Consider the following 21,269-nt stretch of genomic DNA (forward strand, 5'->3'; position numbering starts at 1 on the left):
CAATGCACGATCATTCACACGGCACCACCGACCCGGAGCTTTCACGATGAGTAACGCCACACAGGGCAGCGGCCTGCCGCGTAGCACCCTGTATGCCATGGCACTGGCCGCCGGCCTCGCCGTCGCCAACATCTACTACAACCAGCCGATGCTCGGCATCATGGGCCGCGACCTGCACGACGGCGCCGTCGAGCGCTGGGTGCCGATGCTGACGCAGCTGGGCTACGCGGCGGGTCTGTTGTTCCTCGTGCCGTTGGGTGACGCGTTCGAGCGCCGCCGCCTGATCGTCCTCCAGTTCATCCTGCTGGCGATCGCGCTGGTGATCGCCGCGCTGGCGCCCGGCCTCGCGACACTGGCCTTCGCCTCCGTGATCGTCGGTGCGGCCGCGACGGTGGCTCAGCAGATCGTTCCGTTCGCGACCATTCTGTCCGAGCCGTCGAAACGTGGTGCGGCGGTGGGCACAGTGATGAGCGGCCTGCTCACCGGCATCCTGTTGAGCCGGACGATCGCCGGCTTTGTGTCGAGCGCGGCCGGCTGGCGAGTGATGTTCTGGATCGCCGTGCCCATCGCGCTCCTGGCGGCCCTGCTCATGGCGCTGCGCCTGCCGGAGCACCGCCCGCCACGCCGTGTGGGTTTTGCCGAGCTGTTCGGTTCACTGGTCGGTCTGTGGCGCGGCGAACCGCTGCTGCGTCGTGCCGCACTCACGCAGGCCATGATCTTTGCCTCGTTCTCGGCGTTCTGGACGGTCCTTGCGCTCCGCCTCGAACAGCCGCCGCTCAATCTTGGCGCCGCCTCCGCCGGCTTGTTCGGCGTGGTCGGTGCCGTGGGCGTCGCGATGGCGCCACTCGCCGGACGCGTCGCGGATCGTAAAGGTCCGTGGATCGTCATCTCGCTGGGTGCGGCAGCGACGGTCGTGGCGTGGGGCATCTTCGCGATCTGGCCGACGCTTGCCGGTCTCATCATCGGCGTCATCGTGCTCGACTTCGGCGTGCAGATCGCGCTGGTGTCGCATCAGCACCTGATCTACGGTCTGCACCCCGAGTTCAAGAGCCGTCTCAATACGCTGTTCATGACCACCATGTTCGTTGGCGGAGCGATCGGTTCCTTCGCGTCCGCCGAGGCATGGCGCCGCGCCGGGTGGCCCGGCGTGTGCCTGCTCGGCGGTGGTTTCGCTTTGATCGCGCTGGTGGCGCGGCTGTTACATCGGCCGACATCGCTCCCAACCCATTGAAAGCGGTCCCATTCCATCTTTACATGGGCGCGCGCCGCACACTGCGCGCCCGCTCGCATCCGGATCAGGGCACAGGCTGCCTTCACCCACCGTTCCATACTTTTCCATCGCTGTCTCCCTGATGAGTGAGCAGTAGCCAGCTCTGGTAGGAGCCAGCCCTGCTGGCGATCCCACCCGCCCCGAGTGGTGGCATGCCTCAACCCACAGACATGCCACCATCGCTCAAACAATGAGCCTCATCGGCCTGCCCGAGACCGGGCACCGGGCGGTGTGATCGAGAAGTGGATTGCGACGTCCGTCGTTGCCAGCCGGCCACACGGCTAAGCGCCGGATGCTATCGGCAAGAAAAACCTCAGTGACAACGTTCCGCGCTCTCACCGCTCTGAACGATGGTTGCCTGCGATGCGTGGAATGCGATTCCGCAGGCAACAGGCATAAGCTAGTAAAAAAGCTACGCGGTGTACTGAGAATCGCGACCAATGTTCCCTTTTTTCGTTTTTTGAGAATAGCTGTGTCAGCGTCCGTGGCTTGACGTGTTCCCATAGACTTCTTCATCCTTCAGCCCCTTGGAGAAAGGGAATGCACCGTACGCCGCGAGGCGACTGGAAAGGGATGAAGAAGTCCAAGTACAAATTCGCTACGTGGCCGCTTGCGTGCCTCCTGCTGTTCGCCAGTGCGTGCAGGCAAGAAACGACTGCACCAGCACCTGGGGATATGCCGGTACGGCGCGCGTTCTACCTCGACAAAGCCGGAAGCACATTGACGGTCGACTTCTGGCTGCGCGAAGGCGACGCTGACCTGTCACGACATTTCATGGTTGCTGTCGAACATCCGCACATACTGCGGAATGTTACGCGTCTCATTGGGACGACAAGGCCTGCAGTGCACGCGGAAATCTGGCGGGTGAGTGGCGAGAAACATGCGCCTATCGATATCTTCAACGCGGTGCCTCTCACGGGGGCTTGTCGCGTGAATGTGGCGAAGACGCGATCGCCATCGGGTTCATTTCCATCGGAATTGCACCTCCACCCCTTCGTTGGCGATGAGGTGCGTGAGGGGAGTGTCTTGGGCTCTTTCTGCGCCGACGGTTATGGTCACTACGTGGCACGAATCATAACCGTGCTTGACTTGGATTGGTTGAAAAATGTACCTACAGAAATCGTGATTGGCCAGGCGTACAACACAGCGAAGTAGGAGATAGGGATGTCAGACACATCACTTAGAACTAGCCGTCGCACGCATTTATTTGGGAACCTTTTCTGCTGGTTAGTGGTTTTGATGCTTGGTGCACTTTGTGCTGGTTGCGGTAATCGTTCAGCAGCGCCGGTAGCTGGCGGCATACCCATAAGACAAGGCTTTTCCTTGGCCAAATCAGGGAACACAACGACGATCGATTTCTGGTTGCGTGAGGAAGAGGCGGATCTGAGTCGGCGCTTTATGCTGGCGGTCGAATTTCCGGTCGCGCATCAGGCAACGATTGAGTTCGTAAGAAAGGCGAGTCCCGCGATACGTGCTCAGGTGTGGAAGGTCGACGGTGATGTTTTATCGCCGATGAATGTCCTGGACATGAGCGGCATGTACGCTGCTTACGGCAAGTCGAGGCTATGGCATCCGTCGACGTCACGGCCAGTGCAGTCCCTGCTTCATCTTCAACCCGATGGCAACGACGGGAGCATGGAATACGTTGTTGCCGGAGGCTTTTACGCGGAAGGCTACGGGCACTACAGGGCGAGAGTGGAAACCGCCTTCGATTTGCCTGTCTTCGAAGGCGTTCATGCGGAGCTTGTAATCGATCAGTTCTACAACACAGGAAAGTAGGAGGAAATGGATGCCAGAAAGAAAGTATGCCGTGACGATTTATGTTGCGGCACCCGGAACGCCACTGTTGCTAGATGGCGGTACATCGTTGCCGGGACATATGTATTTCAGTACCGAGGACGCAACGGGTAACAAGAGAAGCTTTGGATTCGCGCCCATCGAGCATGGAAGCGCTTCAGGCCCGGGTCGCCGTTATGACAGCGATGTCGATAACTACAGCAAGCCGGTCTATGCAAGGACCATGGAGATCACAAAGGACCAGTTCGATCGCTTGAACGAGTTTGGCCATGATGCTGGAAAATTTGGTTTCAACATGCAATACCAGGACGTCCGAAACAACTGCGTCGACTTCACCTGGGCTGCCTTGAATCACGCCGGAATCCACCGCGAGAAGCATATTGTTTTACCCGGAAGTGGTGGCCCTGGCTCCGAAGTTCGGGTTCGTGCGCCGGTTGATGTGTCGGGAAAAAACGCGCTTCGTCCCACCCATAATATCGAAGACATTCAGAGCATCGAGAATCCTGTGCCGCACAGCCCGGTGAACACGGAGAAGCGGAATCCGATGCCGAAGGACCAGTCTCCGATGCAGTGGCTTCTGAGCGATAAACACAGGCTCGACCAGCCCGCTCATCCAGCGAACGGTATGTTCCGCCAGGCGATGGATGGCGTCGCCAAGCTGAACGCGGAGCACGGTGTTGCGCCCAGCCCTCGCGATTCGCGCTTTGCAGGCTCACTGACCGTGGCCGCCACCGCGGAAGGCATGCGCGGGATCGATCACGTTATGCTGAGCGACGACGCGAGCCGGGCGTTCGCGGTGGAAGGCAACCTGCAAAGCGTGCATGGCCTCGACCGGAAGATGGCGTGGGTAGAGACGATGCAGGCTTTGGAGACGCCGTTGGATCGAAGCAGTGCGGCGTGGCCGCAGGCCGAAGAGCAGGGCAGGGCTCTAGTGCAGCAGCAGGAACAGCAGCAACAACAACAGGCTCAGCAGGAAATAGCGCGGCCATCGAAGGCGCCGGTCATGAGCCTGAGCTAAAACAAACTTTCCGCCTTGGCTCAGTAGTCCCCAAGGCGGACCTTCAGGTAAACCGGCTTCTGACCCAGATTGATCCCATAGTCCGTCTCATCGCCGTTCCACCAGCGACGCGCCTTCCACGCCCCGCCTTCATAAGTGCCTTCCTCAATCCGCAGCACCTGACCCATCCGCTTGTCGGAACGATCCCGCTCGAACTCCACACGTGCATGGAACCCAACGAGCAAATACTCGTCCTTACCCAGCGGAATAAACAGCACATGCCCATCGGCGGCGGGGTTACCCGGCAATTCCGGCGGTGCGTCTCCCCACGAAGGTGCCCCATACGACACATGCGCCGTCCAGCCACCGCCCAGCGCAACGTCCGACTTCGCCTGCCCACGTTGCTCGACGGCAGCTTTCAGTGTCCCGCGAAACGCTGCGTCGGCAACCAGCCCCTGAATCGGCCCAACCAGCGCGAAGTTCCGCGCATGCGCCTCGATAGCCGCCTTGACCTCAGGCGTATCCGCCGGATGATCGATACCGAAGATCGAAAAACCCACGCCGCCCTGCGCAAGTACATGGAACAGGTAAGGCGCATTCCCCGCCTCGAACCCGGTCTCCGAGATCCACGGCGGGTTGTCCGCCCGCGTGTACTGCCCCACGACCTTCGTAAACTCGTTGTAGGCGGTGCTGTAGAGATCGGTGCCGATGAAATCGATATGGGGCGCGCTGGCCTTCCAGGTGTCGAGCACGTTCCAGGTGGCGCCGCCGCTGGGGTAGTCGTAGCCAGGCATGTGTTTGCCCTTGTAGCGCAGCCATGTGTTGACGTACATCGGTAACGGGTAGCGGGCCTTGCCAGCGGAGGCGACCTGATCGATGTAGCGCGAGATGCCATAGGCGTTGAATTGCTCGTCGGCGTCGGCCCCGAACGTTGCCGTCCAGTCGCCACCGGGAGGACGACGGAGCGCCCGCGTCAGCGCATCCGGCACCGGCGCGGCAAAGGCTTGCTCAGCGGCCGGCGAATGGTCCCGGATCGCACCGATGCTTCCCGGTTCGTTCTCCACCTGCACCATGATGACCGTATGCCGGTCGCCGTCGACCTTGCGCAGGTGATCCATGAGTGCGGCGAAGGCCGTCTCATCCGCATGCAGGTTGGATTCCGCGTACGGCGACATGTCTTCCTGCGGCGTGCCGTGTTCGTCGAGCGCCCGTGGGTAATGCACCGGGTCGGATTTCATCCATTCCGGCACATAGTGCATCTGCCCGTTCTTCCAGCTGCCGAACCAGAGCACCACCAGACGAAGCCCATGCGACCGAGCGCCCGCGATAAGCGCATCTAGATTGGTCGTATCGTATTTGCCGGGAGACGGCTCGAACTGCTCCCAGTACACCGGCGCCTCAAGTGTATTGGGATGCAGGGCAAGCACGTCGTCCCAGACCTCGGGCAGCACCGCCGGCCACGCACTGGAGTTGTGCAGCTGCACGGCGAGCACCGTAAACGGCTTGCCGTCGACCTGCAGCGCGTGCCGCCCGTCCGCGTGTACGACGCTGGGCATCTCCGTGGCGAGCGCGGAAGCGCTCGCCACGGCAAGGCAACACCCGGCCAGAACGGTGCGGATCAAAACGACACCGTCGCGCGGACCCAGTAATATCGGCCGAGCAGGTCGTAGGTGGCGACGTCGGTATTGGCGTTGGTCACGTTGTTGGAATAGTAGAGGGGCGGCTGTTTGTCGGCGACGTTGTCGATACCCAGGTCGAAGCGGGTATGCCATGGCTTCACGTTATAGCCTACCTGGATGTTGTGATAGACGTACGCGCCGACTTTACGCTCGACGCCCGCGACATCGGAGTCGGCCGAGAGACCCTGGGTCAGATCGTCGCTGCCGATCTGCGAGCGGCCGACGTAACGCATGCGCCATGACGCGCTCCAGTCACCCATCGACCAGTTGAGGGTGCCGAGGCCGCGCCACCGCGGGAAGTTGCCATACGAGTACGTGTACATGCCCGCGTTGTGGATCACCACCGAGCTGGGATCGGTCGTATCCGGGTTGACGTCGTAGCGCTTCATGTACGTGCCGTTGAGCGACGCGTTGAACTTGCCGAAGCTCGTTTCAGGAAAGCGATAGGCCAGGCCGAAATCGGTTCCCGCCGCCCACAGCTTGCCGAGGTTGACGGTGGGTTCGGCGATGTAATTGATCGTACCGTTGCCGTTGCGGTGGATCAGGGCGCAGAACGCGCTGGACGGATTGGAATAGCACTGGTTCATCACCGTCTGCGCGGACACGGTGGAAATCGTGTCTTTCAGGTTGATCTTCCAGCTGTCCACGCTGAAGGACAGGCCGTCGAGCCAATGCGGATCGTAGACGAAGCCGACGTCGTACGAGCGACCGGTCTCCGGCTTGAGCTGATAGCCGGCGAGCACCGAGCCCGACGCCTTGCCCGAAACCTGGCCATCGGCCTGGCGATACGAGCCGTCGGTCGGCACGTTGGCGCAGGCCGCCTCATGGCCGCCGGTATAGCCGTTGCAGGGGTCGTTGGCGGTTGCCGCGTCGCCGGCCACCCCCGCGTAGAGTTCACTGGTGTTGGGCGCACGGAACACCTGCGAGACCGTGCCGCGCAGCAGCAGGTCGTCGACCGGACGCCACTCAAGCGAGACCTTGCTGTTGGTCTTGCTGCCGACGGTGCTGTAGTCGGACCAGCGCGAGCCCACGGTCAGATTCAGCGAGCGGATGCCGGGCAGGTCCGAAAGCAGAGGTACGAGGGCTTCGGCATAGGCTTCCTTGACGTTGAAACTGCCTGCCAGCGTGGACGCGCAGTACTCGATGACGCCGCAAAGTCCGTTTTCGTCGCCGGTCCAGAGGGAGTCGGCTGAGGTGGACGTGCTCTCCTTGCGGTACGAGAGGCCCGTCGCGAGGCTCACCGTACCGGCGGGCAGGTCGAAGAGATCGCCGTTCGCGTTGGCCTCGAACTGCTTCACGGTGTACACGCTGGTGACCGTCGGGTTGACGATCATCGACTGCAGCGTGGCGAGGCTGGACGCCGAATTGAGGTTGAAGATGTCCAGCGGCGTGCAGCCGGCGATGGCATTGCCGGCGGCACCGCAGCGCACGGTGCCGTCGCTATCGAGAAACGACGGGCCGACCGCCTGATTGAATGCGTCGTAATCGAGGAAGCCGTTGTTGCGCGAGATCTGACGCACGCGGCCATAGTTGATATCCGCGTCCCACTGCCAGCTGCTGTTGCCGAACGAGCCGCGCAGGCCGGGATTGAGCTGTAGGTTGTACGTGTTGTACTGGTAACTCCGGTTGCCGAGGACCGTGGCCCGCGAGTTGAGGTCGTTGTACGAGGTGCCGGTGGTACGGTCGGTACCGAAGTTCACGCCGAACGGGTTGTAGTAGCTGTCGGCCGAGACGAGAAAGTTGTCCCCGTTGGCGAAGATCGGAATCGGCGCGATCACCGACGAGGACCTGGTCTTGCTGAAATAACCGTTGACGTATGCCTGCACCGAGGGCGTGATCTGGTATTTGCCCAGTACGAAAGCATTCGTGCGTTTCTGCGGAGTCTGCAGCAAGTTATAGGGCTGGTAGTTGTACGAATCGCTGCCGCCATAGCAGTGGAAGTCGCCCCGGCCGGTCGCGCCGGTCACACCCGGGTTGAGGGTGACGCGTGAGCAACCGGACGACGCGGCCAGGGCATCGGAAGCGGCGGAGCCGTCGTTGAAGTTGATCGAGCCGCCCGGCGTGGCCGACGAGCCTTGCTTCACCGACGCGCCGTCGATCAGGTAGAGCGCGTCCTTCGAATAGTCGCGCGCCGCGGCCGAGACCGCGTCGATGTCGCTGTAGGAGAGGCCGGCGATGATGCTGTAGTTGCTGCCGGTGTGGCCGGCTGTCAGCGAGAAGTTGCGCCGGTTGCCGTCGCTCTGCCGGCTGGTTCCGAAGTCGCTGGAGATCTGCACCCCATCGTAATGATCGCGCAGGATGAAGTTGACCACGCCGCCGATGGCATCCGAGCCGTAAACGGCCGAGGCGCCATCGCTGAGCACCTCCACGCGCTCGATCATGCTGGCGGGAATGGCGTTGACGTCGTTATAAGCGAGACGTACGCCGTTGACGAGGATCAGCGTGCGCTTGTCGCCGAGGCCGCGTAGCGAAACGGTGGACGCGCCCGTACCGCCGCCGTTGTTCGTGTTCGGGTTGGTCGCGTTGCCGGCGATCGAAGGGAGTTCCTGCACGAGATCGCCGAGGGTCGGCTTGCCGGTGGCTTCGATCGCCGCACGGTCCAGCGTGACCACGGGGTTGGCGGTTTCGGTATCGACGCGGCGGATCCGCGAACCGGTGACGGTCACGGCATCCAGTGTTTTGGCGTCGGAGCTCGTGGCGCCGGTGGTGTCCTGGGCAAACGTGGCGCCGCTGCTTCCCAGCAGGGCGAGACAAAGCGCGGCATGAAGCGTCGTGCCGGCGAAGCGCCTGGAGGAGGTCGGACAACACGAGCGGTCGTACCTGGTGCGATGACGTGAATACATGGCTTCCCTCGTTGGCGGTGGCGATAGGGTGCAAAACTCCGTCGGCCGGTCGGCAGACCGGTCGCTGGGCAGGTGGAGCGTTTCCCTGCGCGCGCTAGCGCGTCGCACCGGGCCCGGTGCGTTTCCTCGTCGAACGGCGTGTGGCCGTTCCCCCGGTTCAGCCAGCGTCGGTGGCGGACCCTTCGGTCTGCCAGTACACGGCGTAGCGTTCACCCTGGATCGTGTTGAGCGGTGCGACATCGACCACGCCATGGCGTGTGGTGGCGCGGTAGGTCAGCGGCTTGTCCCCGGGGACAAGCCATGCAAGCGGGTCCGCCTCGTCCGGCGCGATCTGCGGGGCGGGTTGCGGCTTCGGCTCGGGTGAGGGGCCCGCGTCGTAGCGGCCGTATTGCTGGTCATGCGTGAGGCCTTTCGCGCCGAGGCGCGCGGCGAGCACGATCGGCCCGTATGTGATGGCCTGCAGATGATCGTCACCCGGCAGCGGCACACTGCGCAGGGTCATGGGCAGCGTCAGCGACACACGATCGCCGGACTGCCAGGTACGCTTGATGGTGAGGTAGCTGCCGGGCGAGGCGAAGGTGTCGAGGGCTTCGCCGTTCACTTCGACGCGCGCCCCGGGCGCGATCCACGAAGGGATGCGAAGGTTCAGCGCGATCTCGCGAGGCTGCATCAGCGTGAACCGGAGGCGTGTGGCGGCTTCTCGCGGAAAATCGGTCTCCTGGCGGAGCGTGAGACCCATCTCAGGCCAGTCGAGTTCGGACGCGATAAAGAGGTTGACGTGCAGCGCATCGTCGTCGCGGAAGTAGATCGCATCGTTGAAGCGCGCGAACTCCTCGGCGCCGCTGCCCGTACAACACCAGAACGAGTCGGTGGGGGAGTTGTAGAACTTGGCTCCGCCGGGGCGCAGCGAGTAGTAGTAGAGCTTCATGCCCTGCGCGTCCTGCGTGCCGAGGCGCGCGTTGTACAGGTTGCGCTCGTAGTAGTCGAAGGCGCGCGGGTCGCCGTTCCACGCGTAGACGTGGCGCGTCAGCTTGAGCAGGTTGTACGCGACACAGCACTCGGCGGCATACAGTCCCAGCTGGCCCCTGAGGTCGCCGGGACCGGTGTTCCAGAACTCGTCGTTGCTGGATCCGCCTGTCGCGTAGGTGCGGTTCTGCGTGACGGTCTCCCAGAAGAACTCGGCGATACGACGGTAGCGTGGTTCACCGGTCAGTTCGTAACGACGCGCCGCTCCGATGATCTTGGGGATCTGCGTGTTGCTGTGCAGTCCCTTGAGCTCGTCGCGATGCGAGGCGAGCGGTTCGAACAGAGAGGCCTGGTCGAAGCGGTGCGCGGCATCGAGATAGCGGCTGTTTCCGGTGATGGCGTAGAGATCCACCATCGACTCGTTCATGCCGCCGTATTCGGTTTTCAAAATGTGCGCCATGTCGGCGTCGGAAAAACCGTTGAGCCAGCGCACGGTCCAGTTGCCGATGCCGGTGGCCACGGCGAGCGCCTGCTTGTTGCCGGCCAGCCGGTACATGTCGAGCATGCCGGCCTGGATCTTATGGAGGGTGTAGAACGGCGCCCATACCTTTTCGCCGGCGCTGAGGCGATCGAAGAACGATTCGGGGAAGGCGCTGAGGTACCCGTTCGGGCGCTGGCAGCTGGCCAGGATGGCGACCAGTTCGTCGCCGCGCGCCTTCATCGTGGCGTCGCCCTGCGCGGCCCAGGCCAGCGCCGCGGCGGAAAGGTAGTGGCCGCCGGTAAAGTGGCCGCGCAGTTCGCAGTCGGGTTTTTCCCAGCCGCCGAACGGTCTGGCCGAGGATGGCTGGCCCGCCTGCACACGGAAACTGTGCGCGAGCCGGTCGACCGGCAGACTATGCAGATACTCGAGGTTGATCGCCGCGGCACGGCTGAAGTCGCTGTCGAGTAAACGGACCTGATTCAGGGCGAAGGGTTGCATCCGGCATACCGGCTTTTCGCGTGCCGCGCTGGCGGCGACGCTGGCCGGGTCGGCGGTGTCGAAGGCGCGCACGCGGGGTACGGCGAGGGCGCTTGCGAAGGCCAGTGCCCCCGTCTTCAGAAACCGCCTGCGTTTGTCGGAACCCTGCATGCCACCCCCGATGCTTATGGAACGCACCCCCCGATGCGCTGTTTCATCGTGCCGTCACATGGACGGACCGTCTTGTGTCATTTGCGGTGCGTCGATGCGGAATCCCGCACACCGATGTCATGAGAACTGAAGTGTGACCACGAGACGCTGCCCGGCACGCCCTCGCAGGCGAATCTCGTCGCCACGACGATCGGCGGCCGCCACCGCTTTGCCGTCGACGTGCGCGTTGCCGGCGGTGCGTCCTTCGGGTGCGCGCAGCGTGAGCCAGATCTCGCGCGGCGTGCCGCTGGCGGGGAGCGTGACCGACGCCGTCAGGCCATGCTTTTCTCGCCGGATCGCCAGGCCGCAACGTCCCCAGCGCGTCGGCGCATCGGCGATCGACAGCGGCTTCTCCTCCACCAGCCACGCCGAGGGAAGCGCACGACCGAGCAACAGGACGTCGCCCGCGCTGTCGTCGAACACGAAGGCCCAGCGCAGCAGCAACGGAATCGTCATCTGGGCGGGTATGCAGAACAGCGGCATGCCTCCGGTGATATCGGTGACCTCACCGGCGGTCCAGCTGCCCGGCGTGTGTGCGTGATAACGATGCGCGTAGAGGAACAGCAGATACTCGTCCACCCGGCCAAGGCGCAGCAGCTGTTGCGCGTAGCCATAAGAAATGAAGCCGAGGATGTCGCGACTTTTCGGATCGACCGGGCCGATGTTCGCGACCACGCCGAGACTGGTCGCGCCGTGGCCACGCATCGCGTCGATCACGAGATGGGCGAGATCGTCGGGCAGGACATCCGCCTGCAGCAGTTCCGCATAAGCGCGGTGCGGCCATTGCTGTTCGCTGGGGTGCTCTTCGGCCAGCGCTTCGCGGAACGTCCGGGTGACGCCCGGCAGCGGCCCGACGTAGGGAGGCTTGAGGTCGTGGCGTACGCTGACGCGGACGCTTTCGGTCACACGTTGGCGAAGCGTATCGGCTCGCCGGGTCCACAACAACGCGTTCGCCGCGTCGTCGGGTGCGATGCGCTGCCAGATGGCCGCGATGTCCGCGAGACCGCGCGCGGCGAGGGCGCTGTTGGCGAAGTAGGGTTTCCACCAGAGCGAAGGATCGGGGAACAGGCAGGCGTCCGACTCGTTCCATCCATGGATCAGGCCGTAGCCGGGTGCGCTCGCGGCGAGCTGCAGGGATGCGTCATGCAGTTCGATGAGGATGGCCGCGGTCGCTTCGATCTTGCGTCGATGTTTGCGGCACAGCGCGACGTCGCCGGTGTAGGCCACGTAACGTGCGATCAGCGACAGGGTCAGCCCGAACTGCGCCGTCTCGGCGCCGCGCATGTTGATCATGCCGTCGTCCTGGACGAAGTCGCTGAAGTAGCCGTCGAACACCGCAGTGGCCTGGGCGAATCGGCCCCATTCGAGATTGGCGTAAAGCGAACTGGTGAAGGTGTCCTGGAAGCCGTCGTATTCGTTGCCGTAGTAGTCGCGATCGACGGCGCCGTATTTGGGGTAGGTGCCTTCCGGTCGCACCACCAGTTCGCGTGCGAAGGCAAAGCGCGCCATGTCGGCCCAGCCCGTTGCGGGGATCTCGGTCTGCGACGCGTCGGCCAGCTCGGCATGCCAGCGGTCGTGAAAGCGCAGCAGGGCAGCGTAGAACGCCTCCGCTCCGGGCGGTTCGCGCCGGGGCGGGTAAGCCGGGTAGCTGTGCCCGTAGACGACTTTCGTGATCGCGCCGCGCTCGACCAGCGCGGTACGGTGCCAGGTCTGTACGACGAAACGATCGCTGGCATCGACATCGGCGAAGACGATCACGTCGTACCAGCGATGCTGATCGAGCGGTACGACCTTGTGTACCGCGGGGAGCCAGCCGCCGAGGAGCCCCTCGCGGCGACGGGCGACCTTCTTCGGGTCATGCAGATCGGCGAAGACCTGATCGGCGTGGTACCCGCGCGTGCTGCCGGAGGTGTAGACCGGCATCGTATCCAGGCACTGCCGCGTGCCGACGAAGGTCGTCCACGGGAGGCGGCCGTAGTAGTTTTCGGGGTCCAGTACCGACGCCGGGGGTGGGGCGGCGAGGCGTACTTTTGCTTCGTCGGGCTGGCCGGAGGCGAGCAGGCGGTCGGCGAGCAGATCCGGGCCGGCGACCGCGATGTCGGCAAGCGCGAGGCCGAGATAGGGCTTCGGTGCTTCGTCCCAGGTGGCCTCGGTGCGTTTGTGCAGGACGACCGCTTGTTTGCCGTCGGTGAGCACGAGCGCGCCATCGGGGTGTGTGAGGTCCTCTTCGACGTGCCAGGCCCGGTCGTCGAGCGAGAAACCGCCCAGGTGGGCGAAGCCATTGCGAGGGACCTCATCGAGCGGGACGCGGGGAGCATCGCCAGCAGGGCTGGCTCCTGCATGAGCGGGTTGAGGACTCGCTGGCGATGGCGTGCCTGCTGTTGTAGGAGCCAGCCCTGCTGGCGAACCCAGATCGCCCCGCAACCACCCTTCCGCCGAAACCGATCCCACCCCCACCGCGGCACTCGCCGCAGCGAGAGTCCGCATGAAATCCCGCCGGCCCATCGCCGTGCGTTCGCTCTCAATCATCGTCATCATCCAAAGCCAGCGCGGACGCAGGTAACCCTGTCGCCGCGCCCCAGTAATAAATGCCCAGCGACGCGACAAACACCGTGACGGAATCCCACGGATGCGCCACGACGCCGTTTCCGCCGAAGGTCCCGAACGCCGACACCAGCATGATCACGAGATAGAACCCGATCAGCCAAAGCGCCGAACGCACCTGCTGTGCGAGCACGTCACGCGCCGCGCCCACGGCGCGTTTCACCACGACATAGACAACGAACGCGGCGACCTGCAGTCCGAGCAACCACGACACCGTGTCCCAGCCGGACCAGTAGACGATCAAGCCGGCCACCGCGAACGACACCGGTCCGATCACCGCGAAACCGCGGACACGAAATGGCCGGTCGAGCTCAGGCGCGCTCCGGCGAAGCGCGGCGACCGTGACGGGGGCCACGGCATAACTGAGCACCAGCGCGGCGGACACCACCTGGATCAGCGCCTCCCACGACGGAAAGGGCAACGTCCAGAAGATGGACAGGGCCAGCGTAAGCCATAGCGCAGGACGCGGAATGCCCGACTTGAGGTCGATCCGCGTAAGCGAGGGCAGAAAGCCGCCACTGCGCGCCCAGCCGTAGACGATGCGCGGTGTGGCGTTCATGTAGATGTTGCCGGTGCCGCTGGGCGAAATCACCGCGTCGCAGACCACCAGCGTCGCCAGCCAGCCGAAACCGAGCGCGAGCGCGATGTCGTGATAGGGAAGGGCGAACGCCTTGTCCATACCGCTCCAGCCTCCCGACAGGAGGTCGGTCGGGATGCCACCGAGGAAGGCCAGCTGCAGCAGCACGTAGATCACTGTCGACAGCAGCACCGACAGGATCAACGCGATGGGAATCGTCCGTTGCGGCTCGCGCACCTCGCTGGCCACGGACACGATCGGCGTCAGGCCGAGGTAGGCGAAGATGATGCCGCCCGCCGACACGGCGGCTTCGACACCGGACAGCCCGTTCGGCATGAGGCCGTGGATGCTCAGGTTGCCCGGATGAAAGTGGGTCAGCAGCATCACGATGACCAGCACGGGTACCACGAACTTGAAGACGCTGATGATGTTGTTGGCTTTCGCGAAGGTCTTCACGCTGTAGTAGTTCAGCGCGAAGAAGAGCAGCAACAGGGCCAGCTGCACGAACCAGCCGAGGACGCTCGCATGGGTGCTGCCGGGCACGTTCAGCGCGGGTAGCCACGCGGCGGCGTACTGCCGGCATGCGACGGTCTCGATGGCGATCAGGCTGGAAAACGCGATCAGGGTGATGAAACCCATCAGGGAGCCGAGCAGCGCGCCATGCGAGTACTCCGGGTAACGCACCGCGCCGCCGGCTCGCGGCAGTGCCGCACCGAGTTCGCAGTAGACCAGACCGAGCAGCAAGACGGCGGCTCCGCCGATCAGCCAGGAAAGGATACCGGCGGGTCCCGCGAGTGCGGCCACATGCCCCGCCGCGAAGAGCCAGCCCGAGCCGAAGATCGCGCCCAGTCCGATGAAGGTGAGATCGACCAGCGTCAGTCGCTTCTGGAAATGGCCTTGTGCGTCGCGGGGTGCATCGCTCATGTCAGTGCGCCTCCTCGGCATACGGTGATTTGCCGCCGCCCGCGATAAACGCGTCGATACGCTGGTTGAGCACCGGCAGCGGCACGGAACCGGTGGACAGCACCGTGTCGTGGAACGCGCGGATGTCGAAGTGTTCGCCCAGCGCCTTCGTCGCACGCTCGCGTCCGTCACGGATCGCCATCTCGCCGAGGTAGTACGAAAGCGCCTGCGCCGGCCAGGCGATGTAGCGATCCACCTCGGTGTCGATCTCGTGCTCCGCCAGCGCGGTGTTGTCGCGCAGGTACTGGCGTGCCTGCTCACGCGTCCAGTGCAGATGATGGATGCCGGTGTCGACGACCAGACGGGCGGCGCGCCACGCCTGATAGCTGAGATAACCGAAGCGCTCGTACGGCGTGTGATAGATGCCCATCTCCTGACCGAGATACTCGCAATAAAGCGCCCAGCCCTCACCGTATGCCGAGATGTAGCTGAAACGGCGGTAGTCGGGCAGGCCGGTGGTCTCGGCGGCGAGAGGCATCTGCAAGGCGTGCCCCGGTGAGGATTCGTGCAGGGTCAGCGCGGGCAGGGAGTAAAGCGGGCGAGCGGGCAGGTTATACGTGTTGACCAGATAGATGCCCGGCCCGCCGCGGCCACCCGTGTAGATCGGTGCGAGATCGTCGGGTACGGGTTTGATCGCAAAGCGGCGGCGCGGCAGCAGTCCGATGTGATCGCCGACCACGGCGTCCACTTCCTTGGCGATCCACGCGGCATCCTTCAGTAGTTCGTCGGGCGTCTTCGCGTAAAAGCGCGGGTCCGTGCGCAGGAATTGCAGGAAGTCGGGAAAACTTCCCTTGAAGTCGACCTCTTTCATCACCGCCAGCATCTGGCCGTGGATGTCCGCCATTTCCTTGAGTCCCAGTGCGTGGATATCGTCGGGACTTCGGTCCAGCGTGGTGTACTCGAGGATCTGCGAACGGTAAAACGCCTTGCCGTCGGGCAGGTCCTCGGCCGCGAAACCGTCGCGCGCCTTCGGGTAATACTCATTCTTCATGAAGGCCAGCAGCTTCGCGTAAGCCGGGCGGACCTGCGCCGCGATCGTCTTCTTCGCTTCGTCGCGCAGACGTGCCTGCTCGGCGGCGGGAATCGTCGCCGGCATTTTCAGGAATGGCGTGTAGAAGAGATTGGCGTCGCCTTCCGCGTCCGCCACCGTGCGTATGCCGTCGTACTGACTGCTCACCACGAGCTTCGGCTGGCTGAAGCCACGTGCCAGGCCCAGCCGCATATCCGCGATCTGTTCGTCGAAATACCGCGGTACATCGCGCAGGCGCCCGAGATAATTCCGGTACGCATCCGCGTCGGTGAACGTGGCGCGCGCGCTGAAGCCGAGGTTGCTCCAGAACGCCGAGTCCGCGTTGAACGGCATCTGCCACGTCCTGAAGCGCTGGTCGGCCAGCAGGACGTCGACCTGCTGGCGGAAGACCGCGTAGTTGACCGGGTCCTCGCCTTTCAGCTGCGCGGGATCGATCGCCTGGAGCTGTTCCACGACCTTCGTCCAGTAGGCCTCGCGTGCGGCCTGGGTGGCGGCGTCGACTTTGGGAAGGCGGTCGGCCGGTCTGCCCGGACCGTTTTCGTCATCCGCGCCGGCGAACTGGGCCTGGCGCCACGCGTACTCGCGGCTGGCTATCTCATGGAACCGTTGAGTCGCGTCGTCGGCGAGCACAGGGGCGGCGAAAGTGACGATGCCGAGCAGGCAGGCAAGACGGGCGGATGGACAGGCCATGAGGCTCTCCGATCAGTGCGAGGTGGGCTTTGCGGCCTTCTGTGCGGCGATCCATGCATCGGTGCGCGCATCCAGCAGTTCCAGCGGCATGGCGCCGCCCGAGAGCATTTCATCGTGGAAGGCGCGGATGTCGAAGGCGGTGCCGAGGGCCTTCTCGGCCCGCTGACGAAGCTCCAGGAACTTGAGCTGGCCGAGCTTGTAACCGAGCGCCTGGCCCGGCCACGCGATGTAACGGTCGGTCTCGGCCTGCATGCTCGGCTCGTCCTCGGCCGGGTGGGCGTGGAAGAAGTCGATCATCTGCTTGCGCGTCCAGTGCAGCGCATGCACGCCACTGTCGAGCACGAGACGGTCGGCGCGCAGCAGATCGCCGCTCAGACGCCCGTAGTCGTTGTACGGGTCCATGTAGAAGCCGGCCTCTTTGGCGAGGCGCTCCGCATAAAGTGCCCATCCTTCGATGTACGCGTTGTACCCGGCCTGCTGACGGAACGGCGGTAGCGGCAGGCTCTGCGCGATCGAGATCTGCAGATGATGGCCCGGTACGCCTTCGTGATACGCGGTGTCTTCGATGGTGTAAAGCGTGCGCTGGGCGAAGTCGCCCGTGTTGACGAAGACCACGCCGGGACGCTTGCCGTCGGGCGTACCCTGATGGTATTCGGCGCCGGCGGCGTCTTTCTCGCGGTAGGCCTCCACGGCCTGCACGTACAGGGCCGTGGTCGGCAGATGGCCGAAGAGTTTCGGCAGTTCGGGCTGCATACCGGCAATGTACTTGCGGTAGCCGTCGAGAATCTGCTCGCGCGAGGTGGCGTAGCGTTTCGGGTCCTTTGCGACGGCGGCGCGGAAGGCGGGCAGGTCGGCGTAGCCGAGCTGTTTCGCGATGGCGGTCATCTCGCCTTCGATCCGCTTTACTTCATCCAGACCGATCTGATGGATGCGCTTCGGGTCGAGGTCGGTGGTGGTCTGTGTGTGGATGGCATAGCGATACCTTGCGTCACCGTCGGGCAGGGACCAGATCCCTTCCTGCGTACGGCCGTGCGGGGCGTAGTCGTTGGCGACGAAGTCCGCCAGTTTGCGATACGCGGGGCGCACCTCGTTGTCCACAGTGGCGAGGATCGCCTGTTTCAGCCGCGCCTTGTCTTTCGCTGGCACGCTGTCCGGGATATGCGCGGCCGGCTGGCCGAAGACGTTGGCTTCGCCCGCCGGATCGGCGATCTGCCGCGCCTGCACGGCGACCTTTTCGAGCAGGTAACGCGGCTGCATGAGCCCATCGGCCATGCCTGCGCGCGATGCGGCGATCAGCTGGTCGACGATGCCTGGGATCGCCCTGAGGCGGGCGAGGTAGTCCTCATAGTGGCGTGTGCTGTCGAACGGGATGGTCGGAACGAAGCCGGGAAGCTGAAGCTGCACGCCACCGATCTGATCCAGCACCATCTCGTGATTCTTGAGGCGGATGGCTTCGAGGCGGTCTTTCAGCTCGCGCACGGCCATGGCCTGACTGAGGCGGCGCTGCTCGTCGAGCTGGGACACGTCCACGGCTTCGAACCGGCGCAGGAAATCGGCGGTGGCCTTGCCGTCGACAGCGACGTGAGCCAGCGAATAATCGGTCCAGCGGTCGTTATAGCGGTAATCGCCGATGGTCGTGGCGAGTTCCGGACTTTCCTTCAGCTGGTATTCCCAGCGCTCGGCGACGAGCGCGTCGAAGGCCCTGGCAGGCGCGTCGGCCGCTTGAGCGGAGGCGTATGGCGCGGCCAGCAGGCACGCGAGAACGAGGCCGCGGACGGCTGGAAAACGGGTCATGCGATTCCCCTCTGGAACGTATCACCCGATGCTCGCGCGAGCGTCACCGGGCGGCTAGAAGACATTGCCCGGTGACGATGCGGCATTGTGCACAATCAGGCAAACGGTTGCTCGATCGAAGGCGACGGCGCGGTGAACCATGCGCCACCGTCGTCGGTGACGTAGAAATGGTCCTCGAGGCGGATGCCGAACCGGCCGGGAACGACGATCATGGGTTCGTCGCTGCAGCAGTTCCCCGGTGCGAGAGGTGCCGTGTTGCCACGGACGAGGTACGGCGCCTCGTGGATGGCCATTCCGCAGCCGTGGCCCGTACGATGCGGCAGACCCGGCAGGCGATAGTCCGGCCCCAGACCGCCGGCCTCGATCACACGTCGCGCGGCGGCGTCGATGTCCGCACAAGGCACGCCGGGGCGCACTGCGTCGAAAGCCGCCTGTTGTGCCGCGCGTTCCAGGTTCCAGATGCGCGACTGCTCGGCGTCCGGTGTGCCGAAGACGTAGGTACGTGTGATGTCCGACTGGTAGCCGGCCACGCTGCAACCCGTATCGATCAGGACGACCTGGTCTTTCTCGAGGTACTGCTCGCCCGGCACGCCATGGGGATACGACGTGGCCACACCGAACTGCACGATACAGAACGTGGAACCGTTGTCCGCGCCCAGCGCGCGATGGGCGCCGTCGATAAAGCGCTTCACGTCACCGGCGGCGATGCCCTCGTGCAGCATGCCGGCGGCGAGCGCCTGCACTTTCAGCGTCATCGCGCAGGCTTGCTTCATCAGGGCGAGTTCCGTCGCCGACTTGCGTGCCCGGCACCCGTCGATCACCGGTGTCGCATCGACGATATCGCGGGTCCCCAGTGTGTGCGCGAGCCCCGTGAACACGTTGAACGGCGCCGCGGGGTCCAGGGCCAGCGTACTCGCGCCGCGTGAGGCCATGCACGCGGCGACCAGCGCGCAGGGGTCCTCGTGCTCTTCCCAGAACGCCATCGTCATCGGATGGGCCAGTTCGGCGCGCAGCGAACCTTCCTCGAACGCGGGGCAGATCAATACCGGCTCGCCCCGTCGCGGAAGCAGCATCGCGACGAGCCGCTCGGTGGCGCCCCAGGGGATCCCGGTGAAATAACGTAGCGACGTGCCGGCCGTGACCAGCAGCGCACCTGCGCCAGCGGCATCGAGCAGGCGTTGCGCGCGCTCCAGGCGAGCAAGGTACTCGTCCCGGCCGATGCGTGGCGCAAGTTGCGTCCACGGTGTGCAGGCCTCGCGGGCCTGCTCCGGGGTCAGGTGTCCGATCTGCGTGCTCATGCGGCGTCACCCACGTCCGCATCGGTCCAGCGGCCGTCGATCCGTCGCTGCACGCCGCCAGCATTGCGGTCGCGCAGTTCCGGCGGAAGCAGGGCATCGGGCACGTTGTCGTAGCTGTGCAGCGCCGTGAAGCGGTGAATCGCCGACGGCATGCCCACGGCGGTGAAGCCGGCATGGCTCGTCGAGGGGAACGGGCCACCGTGATTCATGGCGGGGCTGACCGCCACGCCGGTCGGCATGCGATTGGCGATGAGGCGACCGACGCGCTCGCGCAGATGCCGGGCGATGGATTGCCACGACGCATCGTCGCTGCCATCCGTCGCGCGGTACATCGTTCCGGTGAGGTTGCCCTCGAAGGCTCGCGCGATGGCGGCGAAGTCGTCATCGCCGTCGGCACGGACGAGCAGACTGACCGGACCGAAAGCCTCCGTCTGCAACGCGCCTTTATCGGCGACGAAGGCCGCGGCATCGACGCTGAGCAGGGTCGGCTGGAAACGGTAACCCGCGTCGTCGCCGGTGGCCCCACCGGCGAGCACGGTGGCGCCCGCTTTCCTCAACGCGCCCACGGCGCGCATCAGGCCCTCCTGCACACCGCGCGAAAACAGGACGCGGGGCGTCGCCGCGGCGAACTGCGCCGTGGCGCTGGCGACGAACGCATCGCCATCCTCACCGGTGGGCACGATGACGATGCCGGGGTTGGTGCAGAACTGGCCACTGCCCATCGTGCAGGACGTGAAAAAGGCCGTGGCGAGTGCTTCGGCATCTTCCGCAAGCGCACCCGGCAGCAGGAACACCGGGTTGACGCTGGACATCTCGGCGTAGATGGGGACACCCGCGCCATCGGCGGCGGACTTCAGCGCGAGGCCACCGGCGCGGCTGCCGGTGAAACCGATCGCACCCAGCCGCGCGTCGGAAGCGAGAGCCGCGCCGATCGCGTTATCGAAGTGATACAGCATCTGCACCGATGCGGCCGGCAGGCCCGAGGCCAGGACCGCCTCGTGCGCCAGCTCGGCGAGCCGTTGTGAGGTCGCCGGGTGCGACGGGTGCGCCTTGGCAATCACGGGATTGCGTGCCGCGATGGCCGAGGCGAAGTCGCTGCCCGCGATCGCGTTGAAGGCGAACGGAAAATTGTTCGGTCCGAACACCAGTACCGGCTTGCCCAGCGGTGCGCGATGCGCTCGCAGACCACTGGCCGTGTCGATGACCGGATCGCTCCAGCTGTGTTCACGCACCGCGCGTGCCGCCTGACGCAGCTGTCCGCTGGCACGCGGGAGTTCGACCGAGCGCAGTCGCGGCTCGGCGGGCAGTGCCGTTTCCGCGGCGGCCAGGGATACGAGCATTTCGGCATCGGCGTCGATCGCCGCCGCGTAGCGCTCGAGGAAATCGGCGATGCGCTCGGGCGGCACGGCGGCCAGTTCATCGGCGACAGCGGTGGCGGCGGCAAGCGCCGCCTCCACGTCGTCCGCGCCGCTGACGGGAAACGACGGCCCGATGGCTTCACCACGCGTGGGATCTTCCGCGTGGAACGAGCCGGTGGGCGCGTCGGCGGCGCGCCACTGGCCACCGATCAGAACCTGCGGCTGCTCGGCCATG

13 protein-coding genes are annotated in these 21,269 nt (G+C 64.7%); 4 read left to right on the plus strand and 9 right to left on the minus strand.

The window, feature by feature from the left end; translation table 11 throughout:
* Positions 1-46: 46 nt before the first annotated feature.
* From FA87_RS08570 to FA87_RS08585, 4 genes are all read left to right on the plus strand, one after another.
* Positions 47-1,231 carry an MFS transporter gene (locus FA87_RS08570; protein WP_043693854.1) on the plus strand — a complete coding sequence of 395 codons (1,185 nt, stop codon included), beginning with the start codon at positions 47-49 and terminating at the stop codon, positions 1,229-1,231.
* Between the two features lie 612 nt (positions 1,232-1,843).
* Positions 1,844-2,425 (plus strand): hypothetical protein, encoded by a 582-nt coding sequence (locus FA87_RS08575; RefSeq protein WP_043693857.1) that lies wholly within the window; start codon positions 1,844-1,846, stop codon positions 2,423-2,425.
* Between the two features lie 9 nt (positions 2,426-2,434).
* Positions 2,435-3,049 (plus strand): hypothetical protein, encoded by a 615-nt coding sequence (locus FA87_RS20710; RefSeq protein ID WP_139382771.1) that lies wholly within the window; start codon positions 2,435-2,437, stop codon positions 3,047-3,049.
* Between the two features lie 10 nt (positions 3,050-3,059).
* Positions 3,060-4,085: an XVIPCD domain-containing protein gene (locus FA87_RS08585; protein WP_043693863.1), complete on the plus strand. Its 1,026-nt coding sequence runs from the start codon at positions 3,060-3,062 to the stop codon at positions 4,083-4,085.
* Between the two features lie 20 nt (positions 4,086-4,105).
* On the opposite strand, the gene FA87_RS08590 is transcribed toward FA87_RS08585, so the two are convergent.
* The 9 genes from FA87_RS08590 to FA87_RS08630 all read right to left on the minus strand — a co-directional run bounded on the left by FA87_RS08590 (position 4,106) and on the right by FA87_RS08630 (position 21,268).
* Complete coding sequence (locus FA87_RS08590) at positions 4,106-5,620, minus strand: DUF5597 domain-containing protein (protein WP_156128611.1); 1,515 nt, start codon at positions 5,618-5,620, stop codon at positions 4,106-4,108.
* Between the two features lie 62 nt (positions 5,621-5,682).
* A complete protein-coding gene (locus tag FA87_RS08595) occupies positions 5,683-8,484 on the minus strand; it encodes a TonB-dependent receptor (RefSeq protein WP_342633161.1) in 2,802 nt (933 codons plus the stop codon).
* Positions 8,485-8,743: 259 nt separating this feature from the next.
* The gene (locus tag FA87_RS08600) at positions 8,744-10,681 is read right to left on the minus strand and encodes a glycoside hydrolase family 127 protein (protein ID WP_052191229.1); all 1,938 of its coding nucleotides are present in this window, start codon (positions 10,679-10,681) and stop codon (positions 8,744-8,746) included.
* Positions 10,682-10,798: 117 nt separating this feature from the next.
* Positions 10,799-13,225, minus strand: a complete 2,427-nt coding sequence (locus FA87_RS08605; RefSeq protein ID WP_043697706.1) for a twin-arginine translocation signal domain-containing protein — start codon at positions 13,223-13,225, stop codon at positions 10,799-10,801.
* Positions 13,226-13,241: 16 nt separating this feature from the next.
* Positions 13,242-14,825: an APC family permease gene (locus tag FA87_RS08610; protein WP_043693866.1), complete on the minus strand. Its 1,584-nt coding sequence runs from the start codon at positions 14,823-14,825 to the stop codon at positions 13,242-13,244.
* A gap of 1 nt (position 14,826) precedes the next feature.
* The gene (locus FA87_RS08615; RefSeq protein ID WP_043693868.1) at positions 14,827-16,584 is read right to left on the minus strand and encodes a DUF885 family protein; all 1,758 of its coding nucleotides are present in this window, start codon (positions 16,582-16,584) and stop codon (positions 14,827-14,829) included.
* 12 nt (positions 16,585-16,596) lie between these two features.
* Entirely contained in the window at positions 16,597-18,378 is a 1,782-nt protein-coding gene (locus FA87_RS08620) for a DUF885 family protein (RefSeq protein ID WP_052191230.1), read from the minus strand.
* A 95-nt stretch (positions 18,379-18,473) separates the two neighbouring features.
* Complete coding sequence (locus FA87_RS08625) at positions 18,474-19,676, minus strand: Xaa-Pro peptidase family protein (RefSeq protein ID WP_043693871.1); 1,203 nt, start codon at positions 19,674-19,676, stop codon at positions 18,474-18,476.
* On the minus strand, positions 19,673-21,268 hold the full coding sequence (locus FA87_RS08630) for an aldehyde dehydrogenase family protein (RefSeq protein WP_043693873.1): 1,596 nt from the start codon (positions 21,266-21,268) through the stop codon (positions 19,673-19,675). The genes FA87_RS08625 and FA87_RS08630 overlap by 4 nt, the downstream gene beginning before the upstream one ends.
* Position 21,269: the final 1 nt, after the last annotated feature.

This window comes from Luteibacter sp. 9133 (assembly GCF_000800155.1).
Taxonomy (GTDB): domain Bacteria; phylum Pseudomonadota; class Gammaproteobacteria; order Xanthomonadales; family Rhodanobacteraceae; genus Luteibacter; species Luteibacter mycovicinus.

Bases quoted from the DNA above. Each gene is read 5' to 3' on its own strand.
- FA87_RS08570 (WP_043693854.1), top strand. From the start codon at position 47: ATGAGTAACGCCACACAGGGCAGCGGCCTGCCGCGTAGCACCCTGTAT.
- FA87_RS08575 (WP_043693857.1), top strand. From the start codon at position 1,844: ATGAAGAAGTCCAAGTACAAATTCGCTACGTGGCCGCTTGCGTGCCTC.
- FA87_RS20710 (WP_139382771.1), top strand. From the start codon at position 2,435: ATGTCAGACACATCACTTAGAACTAGCCGTCGCACGCATTTATTTGGG.
- FA87_RS08585 (WP_043693863.1), top strand. From the start codon at position 3,060: ATGCCAGAAAGAAAGTATGCCGTGACGATTTATGTTGCGGCACCCGGA.
- FA87_RS08590 (WP_156128611.1), bottom strand. From the start codon at position 5,620: ATGCCCAGCGTCGTACACGCGGACGGGCGGCACGCGCTGCAGGTCGAC.
- FA87_RS08600 (WP_052191229.1), bottom strand. From the start codon at position 10,681: ATGCAGGGTTCCGACAAACGCAGGCGGTTTCTGAAGACGGGGGCACTG.
- FA87_RS08605 (WP_043697706.1), bottom strand. From the start codon at position 13,225: ATGGGCCGGCGGGATTTCATGCGGACTCTCGCTGCGGCGAGTGCCGCG.
- FA87_RS08610 (WP_043693866.1), bottom strand. From the start codon at position 14,825: ATGAGCGATGCACCCCGCGACGCACAAGGCCATTTCCAGAAGCGACTG.
- FA87_RS08615 (WP_043693868.1), bottom strand. From the start codon at position 16,584: ATGGCCTGTCCATCCGCCCGTCTTGCCTGCCTGCTCGGCATCGTCACT.
- FA87_RS08620 (WP_052191230.1), bottom strand. From the start codon at position 18,378: ATGACCCGTTTTCCAGCCGTCCGCGGCCTCGTTCTCGCGTGCCTGCTG.
- FA87_RS08625 (WP_043693871.1), bottom strand. From the start codon at position 19,676: ATGAGCACGCAGATCGGACACCTGACCCCGGAGCAGGCCCGCGAGGCC.
- FA87_RS08630 (WP_043693873.1), bottom strand. From the start codon at position 21,268: ATGGCCGAGCAGCCGCAGGTTCTGATCGGTGGCCAGTGGCGCGCCGCC.